Origin of the sequence: Pseudomonas sp. NFPP12 (assembly GCF_900103205.1) — a bacterium.
GTDB lineage: Bacteria > Pseudomonadota > Gammaproteobacteria > Pseudomonadales > Pseudomonadaceae > Aquipseudomonas > Aquipseudomonas protegens.
Genome location: NZ_FMWW01000006.1, coordinates 308933 through 330710, shown reverse-complemented (window position 1 = coordinate 330710; position 21778 = coordinate 308933). Strand labels below are relative to the sequence as shown.

The 21778-nt window shown below is 65.2% G+C and carries 18 protein-coding genes; 4 read left to right on the top strand and 14 right to left on the bottom strand.

Annotated features, from left to right (window positions below; translation table 11 throughout):
* Positions 1 to 251 precede the first annotated feature (251 nt).
* The 3 genes from gltB (at position 252) to hemE (ending at position 7471) form a co-directional block, all read left to right on the top strand.
* Positions 252 to 4700 carry a glutamate synthase large subunit gene (gene gltB / locus BLS75_RS26315; protein ID WP_011058827.1) on the top strand — a complete coding sequence of 1483 codons (4449 nt, stop codon included), beginning with the start codon at positions 252 to 254 and terminating at the stop codon, positions 4698 to 4700.
* A gap of 33 nt (positions 4701 to 4733) precedes the next feature.
* A complete protein-coding gene (locus tag BLS75_RS26310) occupies positions 4734 to 6152 on the top strand; it encodes an FAD-dependent oxidoreductase (protein ID WP_011058828.1) in 1419 nt (472 codons plus the stop codon).
* Positions 6153 to 6403: 251 nt separating this feature from the next.
* Positions 6404 to 7471, top strand: coding sequence for a uroporphyrinogen decarboxylase (gene hemE / locus BLS75_RS26305; RefSeq protein ID WP_041115348.1), 1068 nt, complete (start codon positions 6404 to 6406; stop codon positions 7469 to 7471).
* Positions 7472 to 7607: 136 nt separating this feature from the next.
* Here hemE and BLS75_RS26300 read toward each other — a convergent pair whose 3' ends face one another.
* Positions 7608 to 8819 carry an MFS transporter gene (locus BLS75_RS26300; protein ID WP_125063333.1) on the bottom strand — a complete coding sequence of 404 codons (1212 nt, stop codon included), beginning with the start codon at positions 8817 to 8819 and terminating at the stop codon, positions 7608 to 7610.
* 177 nt (positions 8820 to 8996) lie between these two features.
* Between BLS75_RS26300 and BLS75_RS26295 the strand changes: the two genes are divergently transcribed.
* The gene (locus tag BLS75_RS26295; protein WP_011058831.1) at positions 8997 to 9896 is read left to right on the top strand and encodes a LysR family transcriptional regulator; all 900 of its coding nucleotides are present in this window, start codon (positions 8997 to 8999) and stop codon (positions 9894 to 9896) included.
* On the opposite strand, the gene BLS75_RS26290 is transcribed toward BLS75_RS26295, so the two are convergent.
* The 13 genes from BLS75_RS26290 to BLS75_RS26230 all read right to left on the bottom strand — a co-directional run bounded on the left by BLS75_RS26290 (position 9864) and on the right by BLS75_RS26230 (position 21753).
* Positions 9864 to 10355, bottom strand: a complete 492-nt coding sequence (locus tag BLS75_RS26290; RefSeq protein ID WP_053148683.1) for a hypothetical protein — start codon at positions 10353 to 10355, stop codon at positions 9864 to 9866. The two genes, BLS75_RS26295 and BLS75_RS26290, sit on opposite strands and share 33 nt — an antisense overlap.
* A 192-nt stretch (positions 10356 to 10547) precedes the next feature.
* Positions 10548 to 10994: a hypothetical protein gene (locus tag BLS75_RS26285; RefSeq protein ID WP_015633874.1), complete on the bottom strand. Its 447-nt coding sequence runs from the start codon at positions 10992 to 10994 to the stop codon at positions 10548 to 10550.
* A 62-nt stretch (positions 10995 to 11056) separates the two neighbouring features.
* Complete coding sequence (locus BLS75_RS26280) at positions 11057 to 11506, bottom strand: hypothetical protein (protein WP_011058834.1); 450 nt, start codon at positions 11504 to 11506, stop codon at positions 11057 to 11059.
* Positions 11507 to 11531: 25 nt separating this feature from the next.
* Positions 11532 to 12758: a beta-ketoacyl-ACP synthase gene (locus BLS75_RS26275; protein ID WP_011058835.1), complete on the bottom strand. Its 1227-nt coding sequence runs from the start codon at positions 12756 to 12758 to the stop codon at positions 11532 to 11534.
* On the bottom strand, positions 12758 to 13486 hold the full coding sequence (gene fabG / locus BLS75_RS26270) for a 3-oxoacyl-ACP reductase FabG (RefSeq protein ID WP_011058836.1): 729 nt from the start codon (positions 13484 to 13486) through the stop codon (positions 12758 to 12760). The genes BLS75_RS26275 and fabG overlap by 1 nt, the downstream gene beginning before the upstream one ends.
* Complete coding sequence (locus BLS75_RS26265) at positions 13483 to 13956, bottom strand: hotdog family protein (RefSeq protein WP_072452079.1); 474 nt, start codon at positions 13954 to 13956, stop codon at positions 13483 to 13485. The genes fabG and BLS75_RS26265 overlap by 4 nt, the downstream gene beginning before the upstream one ends.
* Positions 13953 to 15149 (bottom strand): beta-ketoacyl-[acyl-carrier-protein] synthase family protein, encoded by a 1197-nt coding sequence (locus BLS75_RS26260; RefSeq protein ID WP_072452078.1) that lies wholly within the window; start codon positions 15147 to 15149, stop codon positions 13953 to 13955. Before BLS75_RS26260 ends, BLS75_RS26265 begins: the two co-directional genes overlap by 4 nt.
* On the bottom strand, positions 15146 to 15631 hold the full coding sequence (locus BLS75_RS26255; RefSeq protein ID WP_015633878.1) for a hypothetical protein: 486 nt from the start codon (positions 15629 to 15631) through the stop codon (positions 15146 to 15148). The genes BLS75_RS26260 and BLS75_RS26255 overlap by 4 nt, the downstream gene beginning before the upstream one ends.
* Positions 15628 to 16389: a class I SAM-dependent methyltransferase gene (locus tag BLS75_RS26250; protein WP_019095190.1), complete on the bottom strand. Its 762-nt coding sequence runs from the start codon at positions 16387 to 16389 to the stop codon at positions 15628 to 15630. The genes BLS75_RS26255 and BLS75_RS26250 overlap by 4 nt, the downstream gene beginning before the upstream one ends.
* Positions 16386 to 17633, bottom strand: coding sequence for an NAD(P)/FAD-dependent oxidoreductase (locus BLS75_RS26245; RefSeq protein WP_015633880.1), 1248 nt, complete (start codon positions 17631 to 17633; stop codon positions 16386 to 16388). Before BLS75_RS26245 ends, BLS75_RS26250 begins: the two co-directional genes overlap by 4 nt.
* Positions 17620 to 18810: a cation:proton antiporter gene (locus tag BLS75_RS26240; protein WP_072452077.1), complete on the bottom strand. Its 1191-nt coding sequence runs from the start codon at positions 18808 to 18810 to the stop codon at positions 17620 to 17622. The genes BLS75_RS26245 and BLS75_RS26240 overlap by 14 nt, the downstream gene beginning before the upstream one ends.
* On the bottom strand, positions 18804 to 21146 hold the full coding sequence (locus BLS75_RS26235) for an MMPL family transporter (RefSeq protein ID WP_072452076.1): 2343 nt from the start codon (positions 21144 to 21146) through the stop codon (positions 18804 to 18806). Before BLS75_RS26235 ends, BLS75_RS26240 begins: the two co-directional genes overlap by 7 nt.
* Positions 21130 to 21753 carry an outer membrane lipoprotein carrier protein LolA gene (locus tag BLS75_RS26230; RefSeq protein ID WP_239690692.1) on the bottom strand — a complete coding sequence of 208 codons (624 nt, stop codon included), beginning with the start codon at positions 21751 to 21753 and terminating at the stop codon, positions 21130 to 21132. The genes BLS75_RS26235 and BLS75_RS26230 overlap by 17 nt, the downstream gene beginning before the upstream one ends.
* Positions 21754 to 21778 lie beyond the last annotated feature (25 nt).

Below are 21778 nucleotides of genomic sequence, written 5' to 3'. Positions count from 1 at the left end.
CACAGTAGTTTTTGAGTCGCGGCAGTCAAAAGCAAAACTTTTTGACTAGCACAGCATATCGCTTTAAAACGTTCATAAATGCGACATGAATTTACGACAGATCGTCGCTAAATTTGTGGGGCTTTGTGTCGGTGTGTACAATGACCTCCCTTTTGCCCCCGCAAAGCTGGCGTACGTTCGGCGCGGAATGCAAGTGGTTGAATTGAAAAGAAATTTGCCTCTAAAAGAGGCAGCCTGGTGAGAAAGTGTCTATGAAAGCAGGTCTGTACCAACCAGATGAATTTAAGGATAACTGTGGTTTCGGCCTGATAGCCCATATGCAGGGCGAACCCAGTCATACCCTGTTGAAAACGGCCATTGAGGCCCTGACCTGCATGACCCACCGCGGTGGGATCAACGCGGACGGCAAGACCGGTGACGGTTGCGGTCTGCTGATGCAAAAGCCCGACCTGTTCCTGCGCGCAGTCGCCACGGAGCACTTCGGCATCGAGCTGCCCAAGCAATATGCGGTGGGCATGGTGTTCTTCAACCAGGACCCGGTGAAAGCCGAAGCCGCTCGCGAAAACATGAACCGCGAGATCCTCGCCGCCGGCCTGCAACTGGTGGGCTGGCGCAAAGTGCCGATCGATACCAGTGTGCTCGGGCGTCTGGCCCTGGAGCGCCTGCCGCAGATCGAGCAAGTGTTCATCGGTGGCCAGGGCCTGAGCGACCAGGATTTCGCCATCAAGCTGTTCAGCTCCCGTCGTCGTTCCTCGGTGGCCAACGCCGCCGACACCGACCACTACATCTGCAGCTTTTCCCACAAGACCATCATCTATAAGGGCCTGATGATGCCGGCGGACCTCGCCGCCTTCTATCCGGACCTGGGTGACGAACGCCTGCAAACCGCGATCTGCGTGTTCCACCAGCGCTTCTCCACCAACACCCTGCCGAAATGGCCGCTGGCCCAGCCATTCCGCTTCCTCGCCCACAACGGCGAGATCAACACCATCACCGGCAACCGCAACTGGGCCGTGGCCCGGCGCACCAAGTTCGCCAACGACCTGATCCCGGACCTGGAAGAGCTCGGCCCGCTGGTCAACCGCGTGGGTTCCGACTCCTCGAGCATGGACAACATGCTGGAGCTGATGGTCACCGGCGGCATCGACCTGTTCCGCGGCGTGCGCATGATCATTCCGCCAGCGTGGCAGAACGTCGAGACCATGGACGCCGACCTGCGCGCGTTCTACGAATACAACTCGATGCACATGGAACCGTGGGACGGCCCGGCCGGCGTGGTCATGACCGACGGCCGCTACGCCGTCTGCCTGCTGGACCGCAACGGCCTGCGCCCGGCGCGCTGGGTCACCACCCAGAACGGCTTCATCACCCTGGCTTCGGAAATCGGCGTGTGGAACTACCAGCCCGAGGACGTGATCGCCAAGGGCCGGGTCGGCCCGGGCCAGATCTTTGCCGTGGACACCGAGACCGGGCAGATCCTCGACACCGACGCCATCGACAACCGTCTGAAGTCCCGTCATCCGTACAAGCAATGGCTGCGCAAGAATGCCCTGCGCATCCAGGCCACCATGGAAGACAACGACCACGGTTCGGCCTTCTACGACGTCGACCAGCTCAAGCAGTACATGAAGATGTACCAGGTCACCTTCGAAGAGCGTGACCAGGTGCTGCGCCCGCTGGGCGAGCAGGGCTACGAAGCGGTGGGTTCGATGGGCGACGACACGCCGATGGCGGTGCTGTCCCAGCGCGTGCGTACCCCCTACGACTATTTCCGCCAGCAGTTCGCCCAGGTCACCAACCCGCCGATCGACCCGCTGCGCGAAGCCATCGTCATGTCCCTGGAGATCTGCCTCGGTGCCGAGCGCAACATCTTCCAGGAGTCGCCCGAGCACGCTTCGCGAGTGATCCTCAGCTCGCCAGTGATCTCCCCGGCCAAGTGGCGTTCGCTGATGAACCTCGACCGCCCGGGTTTCGAGCGCCAGGTCATCGACCTCAACTACGACGAGAGCGTCGGTCTGGAAGCCGCGATCCGCAATGTCGCCGACCAGGCTGAAGAAGCCGCTCGCGCCGGCCGCACCCAGATCGTCCTCAGCGACCGTCATATTGCGCCGGGCAAGTTGCCGATCCACGCCTCCCTGGCCACCGGCGCGGTGCACCACCGCCTGACTGAAAAGGGCCTGCGCTGCGACTCCAACATCCTCGTGGAAACCGCCACCGCCCGCGATCCGCACCACTTCGCGGTGCTGATCGGGTTCGGCGCCTCGGCGGTCTATCCGTTCCTGGCCTACGAAGTGCTAGGCGACCTGATCCGTACCGGTGAAGTGCTGGGCGACCTCTACGAGGTGTTCAAGAACTACCGCAAGGGCATCACCAAGGGCCTGCTGAAGATCCTGTCGAAGATGGGCATCTCCACCATCGCCTCTTACCGTGGCGCGCAGCTGTTCGAAGCCATCGGCCTGTCCGAGGAGGTCTGCAACCTGAGCTTCCGTGGCGTGCCGAGCCGGATCAAGGGCGCACGTTTCGTCGACATCGAAGCCGAGCAGAAAGCCCTGGCGACCGAAGCCTGGAGCCCGCGCAAGCCGATCCAGCAAGGCGGCCTGCTGAAGTTCGTCCACGGTGGCGAGTACCACGCCTACAACCCGGACGTGGTCAACACCCTGCAAGCCGCCGTGCAGCAGGGCGACTACGCCAAGTTCAAGGAATACACCGCGCTGGTGGACAACCGCCCGGTGTCGATGATCCGCGACCTGTTCCAGGTGAAGACCCTGGACACGCCGATGGACATCAGCGAAGTCGAGCCCCTGGAGTCGATCCTCAAGCGCTTCGACTCCGCCGGCATCTCCCTGGGCGCCCTGTCGCCGGAGGCTCACGAAGCCCTGGCCGAAGCCATGAACCGCCTCGGCGCGCGTTCCAACTCCGGTGAGGGCGGCGAAGACCCGGCGCGCTACGGCACCATCAAGAGCTCGAAGATCAAGCAAGTGGCCACTGGCCGTTTCGGCGTGACCCCGGAATACCTGGTCAACGCCGAAGTGCTGCAGATCAAGGTGGCCCAGGGCGCCAAGCCCGGCGAGGGCGGCCAGCTGCCTGGTGGCAAGGTCAACGGCCTGATCGCCAAGCTGCGCTACGCAGTCCCCGGCGTGACCCTGATTTCGCCTCCGCCGCACCACGACATCTATTCGATCGAAGACTTGTCGCAGCTGATCTTCGACCTCAAGCAGGTCAACCCTCAGGCGCTGGTGTCGGTGAAGCTGGTGGCCGAAGCCGGCGTTGGCACCATCGCTGCCGGTGTGGCCAAAGCCTATGCCGACCTGATCACCATCTCCGGCTACGACGGCGGCACCGGCGCTTCGCCGCTGACCTCGATCAAGTACGCCGGTGCGCCGTGGGAACTGGGCCTGGCGGAAACCCACCAGACCCTGCGCGGCAACGACCTGCGCGGCAAGGTCCGGGTGCAGACCGACGGCGGCCTGAAAACCGGCCTCGACGTGATCAAGGCAGCCATCCTCGGCGCCGAGAGCTTCGGCTTCGGCACCGCGCCGATGATCGCCCTGGGCTGCAAGTACCTGCGCATCTGCCACCTGAACAACTGCGCCACCGGCGTGGCGACCCAGAACGAGAAGCTGCGCAAGGATCACTACATCGGCACCGTCGACATGGTGGTGAACTTCTTCACTTACGTCGCCGAGGAAACCCGTGAGTGGCTGGCCAAGCTTGGCGTGCGTTCCCTGGAGCAACTGATCGGCCGGACCGACCTGCTGGAGGTGCTGGAAGGCCAGACCGCCAAGCAGCATCACCTGGACCTGACCCCGTTGCTGGGCAGTGACCACATTCCGGCGGACAAGCCGCAGTTCTGCCAGGTGGATCGCAACCCGCCGTTCGACAAGGGCCTGCTGGCCGAGAAAATGGTCGAGATGGCCCGCTCGGCGATCAATGACAAGAGCGGCGCCGATTTCGCCCTGGATATCTGCAACTGCGACCGCTCCATCGGCGCACGGATCTCCGGCGAGATCGCCAGGCTCCACGGCAACCAGGGCATGGCCCAGGCGCCTATCACGTTCCGCTTCAAGGGCACTGCGGGGCAGAGCTTCGGCGTGTGGAACGCCGGCGGCCTGAACCTCTACCTGGAAGGCGACGCCAACGACTACGTGGGCAAGGGCATGACCGGCGGCAAGCTGGTGATCGTTCCGCCCAAGGGCAGCGTCTACAAGACCCAGGACAGCGCCATTATCGGCAACACCTGCCTGTACGGCGCCACCGGCGGCAAGCTGTTCGCCGCTGGCACCGCGGGTGAGCGTTTCGCCGTGCGCAACTCCGGTGCCCACACCGTGGTGGAAGGCACTGGTGATCACTGCTGCGAGTACATGACCGGTGGTTTCGTCTGCGTCCTGGGCAAGACCGGTTACAACTTCGGCTCAGGCATGACCGGCGGTTTCGCCTATGTTCTGGACCAGGACAACACCTTCGTTGACCGGGTCAACCACGAACTGGTGGAAATCCAACGGATCAGCGGCGAAGCGATGGAAGCCTATCGCAGCCACCTGCAGCGCGTGCTGAACGAGTACGTCGAGGAAACCGACAGCGAATGGGGCCGTAACCTCGCCGAGAACCTCGACGACTACCTGCGCCGTTTCTGGTTGGTCAAGCCCAAGGCTGCCAGCTTGAAGTCGTTGCTTTCCAGCACCCGTGCCAACCCGCAGTGATATGCGCCTGAAGAGTGTGATGAGGTTTTGATAATGGCTGAACGTCTGAATAACGACTTCCAGTTCATCGATGTCGGGCGCAAGGATCCGAAGAAGAAACTGTTGCGTCAACGCAAGAAAGAGTTCGTGGAAATCTACGAACCCTTCAAACCCCAGCAGTCGGCCGACCAGGCCCACCGCTGCCTGGGTTGCGGTAACCCGTACTGTGAATGGAAGTGCCCGGTGCACAACTTCATTCCCAACTGGCTCAAGCTGGTGGCCGAGGGCAACATCCTCGCCGCCGCCGAGCTGTCGCACCAGACCAACACCCTGCCGGAAGTCTGCGGCCGGGTGTGCCCGCAGGATCGCCTGTGCGAGGGTGCCTGCACCCTCAACGACGGGTTTGGCGCGGTGACCATCGGTTCGGTGGAGAAGTACATCACCGACACCGCCTTCGCCATGGGCTGGCGCCCGGACATGTCCAAGGTCAAGCCCACCGGCAAACGCGTGGCGATCATTGGCGCGGGTCCGGCAGGCCTGGGCTGTGCCGACGTGCTGGTGCGTGGCGGCGTGACCCCGGTAGTGTTCGACAAGAACCCGGAAATCGGCGGTCTGCTGACCTTCGGTATCCCCGAGTTCAAGCTGGAAAAGACTGTGCTGAGCAATCGTCGCGAAGTCTTCAGCGGCATGGGCATCGAGTTCCGCCTGAACACCGAGGTGGGCAAGGACGTGACCATGGAGCAGCTGCTCGCCGAATACGATGCGGTGTTCATGGGCATGGGCACCTACACCTACATGAAGGGCGGCTTTGCCGGTGAGGACCTGCCGGGCGTCTATGACGCGCTGGATTTCCTGATCGCCAACGTCAACCGCAACCTGGGCTTTGAAAAGTCGCCGGAAGACTTCGTCGACATGAAAGGCAAGAAGGTGGTGGTGCTGGGTGGTGGCGACACCGCGATGGACTGCAACCGCACCTCGATCCGCCAGGGCGCCAAGTCGGTGACCTGCGCCTATCGTCGTGACGAAGCCAACATGCCCGGCTCGCGCAAAGAGGTGAAGAACGCCAAGGAAGAAGGCGTGAAGTTCCTCTACAACCGCCAGCCGATTGCCATTGTCGGTGAAGACCGCGTCGAAGGCGTGAAGGTGGTCGAGACCCGTCTCGGCGAGCCGGACGCCCGTGGCCGCCGCAGCCCCGAGCCGATCCCGGGTTCTGAAGAGATCATCCCGGCCGACGCCGTGGTCATCGCCTTCGGTTTCCGTCCAAGCCCGGCGCCATGGTTCGAGCAGTTCAGCATCCAGACCGACAGCCAGGGCCGTGTCGTGGCCCCGGAACAGGGCCAGTTCAAGCACCAGACCAGCAACCCGAAGATCTTTGCCGGTGGTGACATGGTGCGCGGTTCTGATCTTGTGGTGACGGCGATCTTCGAAGGGCGCAACGCCGCCGAAGGCATCCTCGACTACCTTGGCGTTTAAGCTGCTGCGCTCGGCAATGCTGCGCGCTGCACGCCTGCGGCGCTACGCAGAAACAGACTCGGAATGCTCATTGACAGCAGTCAACTCCGCTTCCTCGTCTGTTTTCGCCTTGCCTTGCCTTCGCTCGCGACGCTTAAACAACTGCTTGTAGTCCGCGACAAATTGACCTGATACATAAAAGGCACGGCTCTTGCCGTGCCTTTTGTGTCGCGCTCTGAGAAAATGCCCCCACTTTTTTTCCGGATGCCGACATGACTGCCCTGAAGAACGACCGTTTCCTTCGTGCCCTGCTCAAGCAACCCGTAGACGTCACCCCGGTGTGGATGATGCGTCAGGCTGGGCGCTACTTGCCTGAATACCGCGCCAGCCGTGCCAACGCCGGTGACTTCATGAGCCTGTGCATGAACCCGGCGTTCGCTTGCGAAGTCACGCTGCAGCCTCTGGACCGCTATCCACAGCTGGATGCGGCGATCCTCTTCTCCGACATCCTGACCATCCCCGATGCCATGGGCCAAGGCCTGTACTTTGAAACCGGCGAAGGCCCGCGCTTCAAGAAAGTGGTCAGCACCCTGGCCGACATCGAAGCCCTGCCGATCCCCGATCCGCACAAGGACCTGGGCTATGTAATGGATGCGGTCAGCACCATTCGTCGCGAACTCAACGGCCGTGTGCCGTTGATCGGTTTCTCCGGCAGCCCCTGGACCCTGGCCACCTACATGGTCGAAGGCGGCTCCTCCAAGGACTTCCGCAAGTCCAAGGCCATGCTCTACGACAACCCGCAAGCCATGCACCTGCTGCTGGACAAGCTGGCCCAGTCGGTCACCGCGTACCTGAACGGGCAGATCCGTGCCGGCGCGCAGGCGGTGCAGATCTTCGACAGCTGGGGCGGCAGCCTCTCGGCGGCGGCCTACCAGGAGTTCTCCCTGGCCTACATGCGCAAGATCGTCAGTGGCCTGATCCGCGAACACGACGGGCGCAAGGTTCCGGTGATCCTCTTCACCAAGGGCGGCGGCCTGTGGCTGGAAAGCATTGCCGATGCCGGCGCGGACAGCCTGGGCCTGGACTGGACCTGTGACATCGGCGAAGCCCGCCGCCGGGTCGGCAGCAAGGTATCGCTGCAAGGCAACATGGACCCTACCGTGCTCTACGCCAACCCGCAGGCGATCCGCAGCGAAGTTGCGCGCATCCTCGCCAGCTACGGCAAGGGCAGCGGCCACGTGTTCAACCTGGGCCACGGCATCACTCCGGAAGTGAAACCGGAGCACGCCGGAGCCTTCCTGGAAGCGGTGCACGAGTTGTCGGCGCAATACCACGAATAAGCGCCCCCATAAAAAACGCCCGGCACCTGCCGGGCGTTTTCATTGGCGGACACTTTTTGCAGGAGCCAGCTTGCTGGCGAAAGGGCCCTCAAGACCTGCGCCTGCCTGGCGGAGCACTTCGCCGGCAAGCCTGCTCCTACAAAGGGGGGAGTTTGGCGAGTTTCATGGCGATCAACAGGGCTCCGATCAGCAAGGCGCCGATAAACAGGCCGATGCCGTTCCAACCCGCCAGGTGCCAGAACACCCCGCCGGCGGTGCCGGCGATGCTCGAGCCGGCGTAGTAGCTGAACAGGTACAGCGACGATGCCTGGCCCTTGGCCTTGGTGGCGCGACGGCCGATCCAGCTGCTGGCCACCGAGTGGGCACCGAAGAAGCCGAAGGTGAACAGCAGCATGCCGATCAGCACCAGGGACAGCGGGGTCAGCAGGGTCAGGGCGATCCCCGCCAGCATCAGCACGATGGTGCCCCAGAGCACCCGGCGCCGGCCCAGCTGGTCGGCCAGGGCGCCGATCTTCGCCGAGCTGTAGATGCCCGAGAGGTACACCACCGACAGCATCCCGACCCAGGCCTGGCTCAGTTGGTAGGGCTCGGCCAGCAGGCGGTAGCCGATGTAGTTGAACAGGGTGACGAAGGCCCCCATCAGCAGGAAACCTTCGAGGAACAGCCAGGGCAGGCCGGCATCGCGAAAGTGCATGGCAAAGCCGTCCAGCAGGCTGCGCGGGTGCAGCGAACGGGGGCGGAAATTGCGTGATTCGGGAAGGATGCGCCAGAACACCGCGGCAGCGATCAGTGCCAGGCCGCCGATCACCAGCATCGCCGTGTGCCAGCTGACGAAGTCGATCAGCACCCCGGTGATCAGTCGCCCGCTCATGCCGCCGATGGCGTTGCCACCGATGTACAGGCCCATGGCCAGGCCGATGTGCTGGGGGTGGATCTCCTCGCTCAGGTAAGTCATGGCCACCGCTGCCAGCCCGCTCAGGGACAGGCCCACCAGCGCGCGCATCAGCAGCACCCCGTGCCAGCTCGGCATCAGCGCACTGGCGATGGTGCACAGGGCGGCGGCCAGCAAGGCGGCGACCATCACCGGCTTGCGACCGATGCGGTCGGAAACCGGCCCGGTGATCAACAACCCGATGGCCAGCATGCCGGTGGCGACCGAGAGAATCAGGCTGCTCTGGGCGGCATTGATGGAAAAGTCCCGGGACAGCAGCGGCATCATCGGCTGTACGCAATACAGCAGGGCGAAGGTGGCAAAACCGCCGGAGAACAGCGCCAGCACGGTGCGCATGAACATCGGCGTGCCTTTTTCGATATAGGCCTCGTTGAGCTGGGCGACCACCTCGTCCAGGGGCGTGGCAGGGGGTTCGTGGGCGGAGGGGGCAACAGCGGCAACAGCGGATTTCACGGGGGACCTCGGGGGGAACGCAGCCGGTCAGGCAATGGAAAAAGCATATAGCTGGCTAATGATTCTTTCCAATATATTGTTCGACCTGTTTGATAGGTTTTAAGACTTAATGAGGCCCTCATGGAACTGCGTCACCTGCGCTACTTCATCGCTGTCGCCGAAGAACTGCATTTTGGCCGTGCAGCCCAGGTGCTGGGCATCTCCCAACCGCCCCTGAGCCAGCAGATCCAGGCGCTGGAGCAGGAGGTGGGGGCGCGCCTGTTCGAACGCACCAATCGTCGGGTCGAGCTCAGCGAGGCTGGGCGCCTGTTCCTGGAAGAGGCGCGGCTGGTACTGGCCCAGGTGGATAAGGCGGCGGACGTGGCGCGGCGTGCGCAGCTGGGCGAGCTGGGGGAACTGAAGATCGGCTTCACCTCGTCGGCGCCCTTCAATTCGACCATTCCCCAGGCGATCTTCGCCTTTCGCCAGCGCTTTCCCGCGGTACACCTCAAGCTCAAGGAGATGAGCAGCACCCAGGTGGCCGAGGCCCTGGTGGACCAGGCGATCCAGGTCGGCATCATGCGGCCCTTGCCCCTGCCGGATTCGCTGTCGGTGGTGGAGCTGCTGCGCGAGCCGCTGGTGGCGGTGCTCAGTTCCAAGCACCCGCTGGCCAGTGGCAGTGAAGAGGGGCTGCACCTGGCGGAGCTGGCCCATGAGCCCTTTGTGTTTTTCCCCCGCAGCTATGGCAGCGGCCTGTATGCGCAGTTGCTGAGCCTGTCCCGGGATGCCGGCTTTACCCCGCATTTCGCTCAGGAGGCGGCGGAAGCCATGACCATCATCGGCCTGGTGGCGGCGGGGTTGGGGGTGTCGGTGCTGCCGGCGTCCTACCAGCGCATGCGCATCGACGGCGTGGTCTATCGCCGCCTGCTGGACCCGGCGGCGATGTCGGCGGTGTGGCTGGTGCAGCGCAAGGATCAGGCGTCGCCCATGGCCAAGGCCTTTGTCGAGCTACTGACGCGCAAGACCGGGGCTACGCCCTGAGGGGCTGTTGGGCCGCACCGGGGCTTGCAGGTTCACCAGGTCGCCGCGCAGGGCCACTCCGGCCATCAGTACCCCGGCATGGCATTCGTAGGTGTTGAGGTCCTTGCGCACGTGGTGCTTGTAGTAGCTGACGATATTGGTCACCGCGTTGGCGCCGACCCGCTTGGCCGCGGCTTGCAGGGTGATCAGGGCCGACTGCAGGGCCCATTCGCAGGCGGCGATATCGCTCTTGTTGAAAGCGTTGGTCTTCTTGTTGGTGGTGACTTCGGTGAGCCGCACCTGGAGCACCGGCGGAAGTGGGTTGCCGGCCAGATGGAAGCTCACGCTGCCATCCAGGCGCCCGGCGCGCTCGGCGTCGGCCACGACTTTCTCGAAGGGCATGTACATCAGGTTGGTGGCCTGGCTGGCGGGGCTCAGGGCCGTTAGCAGGGCCAGGGCAATCAGTGCTTTCACTTGCATGGTCGGCTCCTTGACGGACGTGAAAGGGGCGCCACTGTCACGCCGGCCGATGCCCGATCGCGCCACTTGGCTCCCGCAGGCGGCGGTGACCCGGCCTGCTGTTGCGAGTGTAGACGGCGATTGGCGCGCTTCCGGAAAAATCCCGGAAACGAAAAGGGCGCCCCAGGCGCCCTTTTCGTTGTCAGTCGCAGGTCACTGGACCTTGGACAGATCCCCGCGCAGCGCGACGCCAGCCATGATGGCGCCGGCATGGCACTCATAGGTGGTGGCGTCCTTGCGCTCGTGGCTCTTGTAGAAGCTGGCAATGTCGGTCACGGCGTTGGCGCCGACTTTCTTCGCCGCTTCATGCAGGGTGATCAGTGCCGACTGCAAGGCCCACTCGCAGGCCACCTGGTCGGCCTTGCCGAAGGCATTGGTCTTCTTGTTGGTCACGGCGCCGGGGCTCAGCACGCTGACCTTGCCGGCCGGCTTGTTGCCCGCCAGGTAGAACTTCACGCTGCCGTCGATCTTGCCGGTGCTGATGGCCTCGGCCACGACCTTGTCGAAGGGCAGATACAGGGTGGTATCGCGGGCCTGGCTGACGCCGGGCAGGGTGCACAGCAGCAGGGTGGCGGTGGCCGCCAGTGTCTTCAAACGCATCGCATTCTCCATGACATCAAAGGGGGTGAAGCAGCCCTGTGACCAGGGTCACAGGGAAGGGCTCATTGTGCGGCCGGGAAGCTCTTGGCCGCGGCATCCGACAGCTGTTGCGCGGCCCGCTCGTTCTGGTTGTCCCGCAGTTCGCGCAGGATTCCCTTGTCCAGCAGGCGCACCCAGCGGATGTAGTTCTTGTGGATCTTGCCGTCCTTGTAGTCCATGTCGCGGCTGTCGCGGTAGACGATCTTGTAGTAGCTGGCGGAGTACTGGATATCGATCTCCGCGTGGAACTGTTGACGCACGGTGATCTCGGCCTGGATCAGCTCCGGGCTGATGCGCTGTACGGTCCACTTGCGGGCTACGAGGTTCTTCAGGATCGCCTGCTTGACCTGCTCCTGGTCGGCCTGGATGGTGGCCGGGAGCACCCGGTTGGGGGTGTACATGCGCTTGCTGGTACAGGCGGTGACGCTCAGCAGGGCAAGGACGATGAGGGTGGCGCGAAACAGGGAAGACATTCCATTTCTCCAGTGAGGTGAGGCATCAGGACCAGCGGCGGAAGATCAACGAGGTGTTGACGCCGCCAAAGGCAAAGTTGTTGTTCATCACGTATTCGTGGCTCATGGCGCGAAAGCCTCCCTGCAGGTAGTCCAGCTCGCCGCAGCGGGGGTCGACCTGATCCAGGTTGCAGGTGTGCACATAGAGGTCGCGGTTGAGCATCTCGATGCTGAACCAGGATTCCAGCGCGCCGCAGGCGCCCAGGGTGTGGCCGAGGAAACTCTTCTGCGAACTGATGGGCATGCGGCTGCCGAACAGGCTGCTGGTGGCCAGGGTCTCGGCGATGTCGCCCTGCTCGGTGGCGGTGCCATGGCCGTTGACGTAGCCGATGGCCTCCGGGGCCAGGGCCCCATCCTCCAGCGCCAGCTCCATGGCCCGGCGCATGGTGCTCTGTTCGGGGCGGGTGGTGTGCTGGCCGTCGGCGTTGCTGCCGAAGCCGACGATTTCCGCGTGGATGCGCGCGCCACGGGCCAGGGCGTGCTCCAGCTCCTCGAGCACCAGCATGCCGCCACCTTCGCCGATCACCAGGCCGTCACGGCCGCTGTCGTAGGGGCGCGGGCTGGTGTGCGGCGCATCGTTCTTCAGGCTGGTGGCATACAGCGCGTCGAACACCATGGCTTCGGTGGGGCACAGTTCCTCGGCGCCGCCGGCGAGCATCAGCGGCAGGCGGCCGAACTTGATCGCCTCATAGGCGTAGCCGATGCCCTGGCTACCGCTGGTGCAGGCGCTGGAGGTAGGGATCAGGCGCCCGGTCAGGCCGAAGAAGATGCTGATATTGGCGGCGGTGGTGTGGGGCATCATGCGCACGTAGGAGTTGGCGTTGAGCCCCTCGGCCACCGAGTTGAGCAGCATGTTGCCGAAGGCCTTGATCTCGTCGGTGCTGCCGGTGGAAGAACCACAGGCCACGCCCATGCGTCCGTCCTTGATCGACGGGTCGCCCAGCAGCCCGGCGTCGGCCAGGGCCTGCTCGGCGGCGCCCACGGCCAGGCGCGAAACCCGGCCCATGCTGCGCAGCTGCTTGCGGGTCCAGTGCCCGGGCACCTGGAAGTCATCGATGGGGCCGGCCAGGCGGGTGTTGAGTTCGCTGAACCTGTCCCACTCGTCCATGCGCCGGATGCCGCTGCGGTTGGCGGCAAAGCGCTCGGCGATGCTGGCCCAGTCGCTGCCCAGGGAGGTGATGCCGGCCATGCCGGTGACGACCACACGTTTCATCAGCACAGGCCCCCGTTCACCGACAGCACCTGGCGAGTGATGTAGGACGCTTCGGCGGACATCAGGAAATTCACCGCGCCGGCCACCTCTTCCGGGGTGCCCATGCGCTGCGCGGGAATCATTTTCAGCAGTTCTTCCACCGGCACGTTTTCATCCAGCATGGCGGTGTCGATCAGCCCCGGGGCCACGCAGTTGACGGTGATCTTGCGCTTGCCCAGCTCGATGGCCAGGGCCTTGGCGGCGCCGATCACGCCGGCCTTGGAGGCGCTGTAGTTGACCTGGCCACGGTTGCCGATCAGCCCCGAGACCGAGGTGATGCAGACGATGCGCCCGGCTGCGCGGCGGCGGATCATGGGCATCATCACCGGGTGCAGGACATTGTAGAAACCGTCGAGGTTGGTGCGCAGCACCTGGTCCCAGTCCTCTTCGCTGAGGGCCGGGAAGGCGCCGTCGCGGGTCAGGCCGGCGTTGAGCACCACGCCGTAATAGGCGCCATGGGCTTCGACATCGGCCTCCAGGGCAGCCCGGCAGGCCTCCCGGTCCGATACATCGAATTGCAGGACGCGGGCGCTGCGGCCCAGGGCCTGGACTTCGCCCCTGACGGCTTCGGCTTCGGTGCGGCCGCTGCGGCAGTGCAGCACCAGGTCATACCCGGCCCGGGCCAGACGCAGGGCGATGGCACGGCCGATGCCACGGCTGGAGCCGGTGACCAGTACGGAGTCAGTCATGACGGTGTTCCTGTAGAAGAGGCAGGTGTTTCATGCAAGTAGTCGGCGGCCTGTGGCGGACGGAACACGTTCAGGCGCGCGCTGGCGGTGATGCCGGGGCCACTGAGGTGGCACTCGAACACGCCCATGCCGTTGTCGTCTTCCAGAGAGCGCAGGGCATGGATTTCCAGGAGGCTGCCAACGGGGAAGTGCTCGACATTGCATTCGAATTTGCGGGTGCCCAGAAGAAAGCCCAGCTCCACCGGCAAGCCTTGCTGGCGGGCGCGGCAACCGGCGTAGGCGGCCACGCTCTGGGCCATCAGCTCGACGCCGACCCAGGCCGGCAGGCTGCCGTCGGGGCGGTTGAACAGGCCACCGGGGCGAACTTCGAGGCGGGTGCGGATCTGTTCTTCATCAAAGGCCAGGACCTGATCGATGAGGATCATGTCCCCGGCGTGGGGCAGCAACTCGGCGAGCGGCCAGTCAATCATGGGGCGTCTCCGATAATCAGGCTGACGTTGTTGCCGCCGAAGGCGAAGGAATTGCTCATCAGGCGGCGCGGTGCGTGGGGGGCCAGGCGATCGTCCGGGGTGACCCAGCGCAGTGGCGGCAAGGCCGGGTCGGCCTGGGCATCCCAGACATGGGGCGGCAGCGCCAGGCCGGGGTTGTCGGTACTCAGGGCCAGCCAGCAGAACGCCGCCTCCAGGGCCCCGGCGGCCCCCAGGGTATGGCCGCTCATGGGTTTGGTCGAAGAGCAGGGCACGCCTTCGGGGAACAGCTGGGCCACGGCCAGGCTTTCCATCGCGTCGTTGTGCTGGGTGGCGGTGCCGTGCAGGTTCAGGTAGTCGATCTGTTGTGGCTGCAGGCCGGCGCTGCGCAAGGCCAGGCTCATGGCCTGCAGGGCGCCGCGGCCATCGGGGGCCGGGGCGGAAATATGGTAGGCGTCGGAGCTGGCGCCACCGCCCAGCAGGGCAATAGGGGCGTCGCCGGCAGGCTCCCGGCTCATGAGGAACAGCACCGCCGCTTCACCGATGTTGATCCCGTCGCGGTTGCGGGAAAACGGGTTGCAGCGTTGCCCGGAGACCGCCTCCAGGGCTGTGAAACCATTGAGGGTCAGCTTGCACAGGCTGTCGACCCCGCCGCACAGCACGGCGTCGCACAGGCCCAGATCGAGCAGGCGCCGGGCACTGATCAGGGCCCGGGCGCTGGAGGTACAGGCGGTGGAAATCACATAGGCCGGGCCGCAGAGTTGCAGCCATTGGGCGAGGAAGTTCGCCGGCGCGCTGAGCTCCTGCTGACGGTAGTCGTAGCCCGCCGGGAATTGCCGGTCCTGCAGGTAACGGGCGATGCCCCGGCTGGCTTCGTCGATGCCCGACGTGCTGGTGCCCAGGACGATGCCGATGCGGCCATGGCCGTAGCGCTGGATGGCCTGCTGGATGTCGCCTTCGATCTGCCGGGTGGCCTCCAGCAACAGCTGGTTGTTGCGGCTGTTCTGGGCTTCGAGGCCCGCCGGCATGCCCGCCAGCGGGCTGCGCACTGCCGCCACCGGCAAGGTGCGCTCGGGCACCCAGTGGCTTTCGTCGCGCATGCCCGAACAGTCGCCGGCAAACAGGCTGCGGGCGACTTCCTGGCGATTGCGGCCCAGGGCGCAGATCACCCCGAGGGCGTTGAGGTAAGCCGTCATGGCGTGGCCTCGGTGCTCAGAGCCGTGATGTGGTAGTGCGGGCCTTGGGGCAGGTTCAAGGTGAAATCCAGAGCGTGTTGATAGTCGACTCGCCAGCGCGGGCCGAGGGTACGTTGGGCGCCCTGTTGCCGGGCGTGCGGATAATTGGCCTGCAGTTCGGCCACAGGCGTCAGGGCGAACAGCAGGGCCGCGAACAGCTCCCGGGCCTCCGGGTTGGGTGGCAGCAGGCCGTCGGCCTGCCAGTGTCCGCCCACCAGGCGCTGACGGGCCTGGGGAATGCCCAGCGGGTCCATCAGCGACCAGCGCAGGTCCGGGCCTTCGGCCTGGATCACCAGCAGCCAGTCCTGGCGCTGGTCCTGAAGCTGGCGCTGTACGTGGAGCTGCAACGGCAGCACCAGTGAGGGCGTGCGCTCGGGCAGCGGAGCCTGACTGACGCAAGCGCTCAGCAACAGGACACAACCGAGCAGCAGGGCACGGATCATTCGGACGGACCTTCCTCGGCAACAGGGGGAGCGAGCGGCTTGCGGGCCACCACATTGACCAGGGTTTCCTCGCGCTGGCCCACCGGCGGCGGCTGGCGCAGGCCGAAGCGCTCCAGCAGGCCGAAGTCCTTGGCGCGACTCCACCACAGGTAGGGATAAGACACGTTCTGCGGGCCGAATTCAAAGCCCTGCTGACGAATCATCTGCAGGTACTGGGCGGCGCTTTTCTGCACATGCATCGGATGGCGGAACAGCCAGCGGATCACCCAGGTGTCGATATAGGCCTCGGTGGATTCGGCAAACAGCAGGTAACCCCCGGGCTTGAGCACCCGGTAGAACTCGGCCAGGGCTTTTTCCTGTTCCACCAGGTGGTGGAAGGTCTGGTGGCAGAACAGCAGGTCGACGCTGGCGTCGGCCAGTTCCAGGGTCGCGCAGTCGCTGCCGATCAACTCCACCTGCATCTGCTGGCGCCGGGCTTCCTCGGCGCTGAGCTTGAGGCTGTGGGGGTCGGCGTCCAGGCCGATCAGGCGCTGCGGGGCGAACACCTGGCGCAGGTACTGGAACGACTTGCCCTGGCCGCAACCGGCGTCCAGCAACACCGGATGCCGGGGCAGTTCGCCATCGAACAGCGAGCGCAGGTCATTGATCGCCACCCGCAGCACATGGTGCTGCCACGTGTGGCTGCGCAGGAACCAGAAGCCGAAGCGGGTTTCCTCGACGTAGCTGTCACTCAGGTACTGGCTGGTTTGCTCACTCATGCGCGGTCCCTCGCACAGACTTCCGAGAGGGCCTTGAGCCGGCGCTTGGGCTCGCTGACGAAAGGGTTGCGTTCATCCCAGGCATAACCGGCGAGGATCGAGCTGATCATGCGGCGGATTTCCGGGGAACTGCCCGGATGGTAGATCACGTCCTGGAAAGTACCGGCGTACCAGCCCTCGACGTAGCAGCGGAAGGTGTCCACGCCGCGTTTCAGCGGTTCGGCGAACTCCGTCGCCCAGTCGACGCCCTGGCCCTGCAACTGCCGGTGCAACACGGCGGCGGCCATGCTCGCGGAACGCATGGCGATGGTCACCCCGGAAGAGAACACCGGGTCGAGGAATTCCGCGGCGTTGCCCAGCAGGGCGAAGCCCGGGCCATGCAGGGTGCTGACGTTGGCCGAGTAGCCGCCGATGGTCCGTGCCGGGGTGTCCCACTCGGCGTATTGCAGCACCTTGGCCAGGCTCGGGGTTTCGCTGATGAAGCCCCGCAGGCAGGCGTCCAGGTCGCCATCGCGCCCGGCGAAATGCTCTTGGGCGGCCACCACCCCTACCGAGCAGCGGCCGTTGCTGAAGGGGATGCTCCAGAACCAGATGTCGCGGTGCTCGGGGTGGGTGGTGATGAGGATCTTGTTGCGGTCGAAGTGCTCGCAGTCGATGCGGTCTTCGACATGAGTGAACACCGCTCGGCGTACCGGAAAGTTCGACGGCGCTTCCAGTTCCAGCAGGCGCGGCAGGACCCGGCCGTAGCCGCTGGCGTCGAGGATGAAGTCGGCTTCGATGCGGTACTGGCTGCCGTCTTCACGGCGGCAGTCGAGCTGCGGCAAGGGCCGCTCCACCTCCACCGCGACAATCTCTTCGCCGTAGCGGATCTCCACCCCTTGCAGGGCGGCCTGGTCGGCCAGCAGCTTGTCGAAGTCGGCGCGCTGCACCTGGAAGGTGGTGGGCTTGCCATTGCTGAAGGTGTCGCCGAAATCGAAGGTGCTGTAGTGCTCGCCCCAGGCGAAGGCCGCGCCGTTCTTGAGCTGGAAGCCGGCGGCTTGCACCGCCTCCAGCATCCCGGCTTCCTCGACGAAATCCAGGCAGTGGGACAGCAGGCTTTCACCGATGGAGAAACGCGGGAAATGTTGCCGCTCGACGATCAGCACGTCGTGGCCCTGGCGCTTGAGTAGCGCGGCCGCGATGGCCCCCGAGGGGCCGGCACCGATCACCACGACTTGGCGACGTTCCATTTCAACTGTTGGCACTGGGGCTCCTTGCCGGTTTGGCGATGTTCAGGTTCAAGGGGGCAGCGTGGGGCGCCGCCTGGGGAGTTCGGTGCATTCCGGCCAGGGCCGGCAGCAGGGTGGCGATCAGGCCCATGAGCATCAGCGCGAAGTACAGCGCCGGGCTGATCAACTGTTGTTGCAGCAGCAGGTTGAGAAAGACGATCTCGCTCAAGCCGCGAATGTTCAGCAGCAGGCTTTCCCGCCAGCGGCTGGCGCCGGTAAAGGAAGCGCCGGCCCAGCCCAGGCCCAGCCAGTTGCCCAGCAGCTTGCTGGCAATCGGCAACAGCAGCAGGGCCGCCAGTTGCACCCAGCCGAGGCTGCCCATGGCGCTGTGCACATCGATCTGCACGATGCCGAAGGTCAGGATCAGCGGGATGGCGATGTAGGTCTGCAAGCGGTTCATCCAGGCAGCCTGTAACGGCAGCACCAGCGCCAGCTTGAGGGCGGCCATGCACAGCAGGTAGCCGATGCCGAAGATCAGCGCATTGAGCCGGTAGTGCTCGGCCACCACCAGCAGGCCGAAAAAGCCCAGGCTGTAGAGCAGCGGCTGGCGCAGGCCCAGGCCGCGCAGCACCAGGGGCAGGCAGGCACCGGCCAGGGGCAGCAGCAGGCTGCTCAGGTGCAGGCTGCCCTGGGCCAGGGCGAACAGGCTCCAGCAGGTCAGGTCGATGAGGATCGCGGTCTGCACCAGGCGCCGGGTGGCGGCGGGCGGGTACTGGATGTGCCGCAGGTACAGGTAGAGCACCGGGATCGCGGTGATGGCGAACAGCAGGCCGACCGCCAGGGAGCTGATCCAGGGTTGCGCCGGCAGTAGCCAGAAGGCGGTGGCCAGGCCGCAGGCGAAGGGAATGCCAAAGCTCGGCACGGCGATCTTCAGGCTCTGGCGGTCCAGGCGCAGGTCGATCACGTCACTGAGGATATGCCCCAGCAGCAAGGCAAAGCTCAGGCTGTACAGATGCTTGAGCCACTGCGGCGAAACCAGCTGCGCACCACTTAGCTGCCAGTGCGGTTCGATCCACAGCAGCATCAGCAGCGGCAGGCCGAAGGTCGCCAGCAGCAGCTGGCTGACAATCGGGATCAGGCCCAGGCGCCGGCCGATGTGGGTGGCCAGGGCAAACAGCGCCAGGGCCAGTAGCCAGAACAGCAGGGTCAGCATGCTGCACGCTCTGCGTCGGGCGCCGGATGCGGCCTGTGGCCGGCCCAGGGCGCGAGGATGAAGCTGAAGGCCAGCCCCAGGCTGACCGCCAGGCCGAAGTTGCTCACCGCCGGGGTGCTGGAAATGGCCAGCAGGCCGAACGACAGCCAGGTGGTCAGCGCCGCCAGCAGCGTGCCCAGCAGGCTCACCGCGGCGCCGCCGATCTGCTCGCGCATGAGGATCGCGTAGTCGACGCTGATGGCCGTCACCAGCAGCAGGCCGAACAGGCTGAACAGGGTCAGGGGCTGGCCCAGCCAGCCGAGGCTGGCCAGGCTGCACAGGGCTGCCAGCAGGGGCAGGGCCACCAGGCGCAAGGCGCCGCCGAGGCCGAAGGGCAGGATCAACAGCAGCACGATCAGCACGCAGGAGGCCAGCTTGAGTTCGGCGGCGCTGACCTGGGTGGCGGCGAATACCCGGTTCAGCTCACCCAGGCGGTCCACCAGTTGCACCCCTGGCAGATCATCGGCCTGGATTCGCAGCAGGGCGGCATCGTTCAGCCCCTGCAGGCTGACCATGGCGGCCACGCCGTTGGAGTTGGCTCCCAGCCACAGCGGGCGATAGGGCTCGGCCAGCGGCCCGGAAAGCGCGGCGTCGAGGTCTTCCACCGGCAATTGCTGCAGCTGTTCCAGCTCCGCTTGCAGGGCGGCCAGGGGCACCCCCAGGTCCAGCAGCGGCTGCCAGAAACGCGGCAGCTGCTTGAGGGCTTCGCGCACCTGCTGTTGTTCGGTCGGTTGGCTGAGCAACTGGTTCAGCGACAGGTAGCCCTTGAGCTTGCCCAGGTTCACCAGCTGTTGCAGGCGCAGGTCCAGGGCCTCCAGGCGCTCCAGCAACTGCTGCTGATCGGTGGCGCGCACCAGGAAGAACTGGCTGGTGGGCTGATAGCCGGTGATCCGCGCAATGGCCTGGGCTTCCTGCAGCAGTTGCGGCGGTGCACCGACCCATTGGCGGATGTCGTTCTTGCTCTCGAGCTGCCACAGGCCGGCGGCGCAGAACAGCGCCAGCAGTACCAGCAGCACCGGGCTGGGCACATGCTTGAGCAAGGCCGCGCGGGCCTGCAGCAGGGCTTGGGCCACTTGCAGCGGCCATTGCGCCGGGCGCAGTTGCACCCCCTTGAGCAGTGCCGGCAGCAGGCACACCGCCGCCAGGTAGGCGCCCACCAGGCCGGCGGCGGAGAACACGGCAATCTGGGTCAGGGCCGGGAACGGGGTCCAGGCCAGGGCCAGGTAGCCGATGCAACTGGTGGCCAGGCTCAGGCTCAGCCCCGGCAGGGTCAGGCGCAGGGCCGGCCAGCTGCGCCAGGGTTTCAGGCTCCAGCTCTTGGACAGGTAGTGCAGGGGGTAGTCGACGGCCACGCCGATCAGGCTCGAACCCAGCACCAGGGTCATGACGTGCATGCGGCCGAACAGCGCCACGCAGGCCACGGCGCCGAACAGCATGCCCACCAGCACCGGGACGAAGGCCAGCAGGGCACGCCAGCGGCGGAAGGCCAGCAGCAACAGCAAAAGGATGCCCAGGGTGGCGCCGCCGCCGACCCAGGTGATTTCCCGGGTGGCCTGTTGCTGGCCGTTGGCGGCGTACAGCAAACCGCTGGCGGCCAACAGTTGTACCTGTTGCTGGCTGGCCTGCTCACGGCTGTGGCGCAGCAGGTCAGCCACTTGCAGAGGCAGTTGCATGTCGAAGGCGTTGCCGCCGGTGCGGGCCCGCAGCAATGCCCAGTGCTGGCCGTCGGCCTCGGCCACCAGGGCGCCGCTGCCGATGTCCAGCTGCACCGCGCCGTGTTGCGGCTGGCTGTTCTGGATACGCCCGGTCAGGCCCAGCCAGTCATCCTGGCTGGGCACCAGGGTAAAGCCGCCGAACGGGTCGAACAGGCTCTGCACCCGTTGCTGGATAAACGTCTGGGGCTGCTGGGCCAGTTGCTCGCGATCCTTGGCCCCGAGCATCGCCAGGCGGCCCTGCAACAGTTGCTGGCGCAGCGCCGGCAGGTCGGCCTGGAGGTTCCACTGGACCTTCTCGAACAACCCGCTGGCCTGCCATTGCTCGGCCAGTTGCCGGGCCATGGCCACTGCCTGCTGACGTTCGGCATGCCCCACCAGCACCAGGATTTCCCGGTTCAGCGGTTCCTGCATGCGTTGCTCGGCCTGTTGCTCCAGGGCATCCGGGGCGGTGCCGGGTACCAGTTCCATGAGGTTGGCCGACAGCGGCGCGCCATGGCGCCATTGCCAGGCACCGAGGGCCAGGACCAGGGTCAGCAGAATCAGGAAAAACCGCGGCAGCCAGCGTTCACTCGGCAAAGTCATGTTGCTCCGTTTCACTGAGCGGCTGGGCGCTGCTGCTGTCCTGCATGATCAGCAGGGTGCGGTCGCCCTGGGCTTCCAGCAGTTCGATGCGCTGCACCAGCTCGCCGCCGTCGATGTTGATCTGGTTGAAGATCTGTTTCAGCAGCAGGGAACGGGGGATCAGTTGCAACTGCCAGTTCTGCGCGCTGCCTTGCAGCTTGAGTTCGAAGTCCCGCTGCAGGCCGCTGCTGTCGCCTTGCAGCACAGCGAGGAACAGGCGGTTCTGCTCGGCCCCGGCGCTCTTGCCGGGAAGCATCTGCCAGCCGCCATCGCGCCGGGCGATGCCCTGGGCAGTGATGCGGTAGTCCTGTTGCAACGGGGTCTGCAGCAGCCACAGCAGGCCGTGGTTTTTCGCCAGGACAAAGTGGCCCTTGCTGGTCAATGGCTGGGGCAGGGCCCGCAGGTGTTTTTCCTGGATGAAACGACCGTGGATCACCTCCGGCCGCGACAGTTGATCGCTCAACTGTTGCAGGTCGAAGGCCTGGGCCAGCCCCGGCACACACCAGAGCACCAAGAGCGTGGGCGCGAGCTTGCTCGCGAACCGCCGCACCACGGTACGCAGCCTCATGCAGCTGGCAGGCAGACCGACCCTC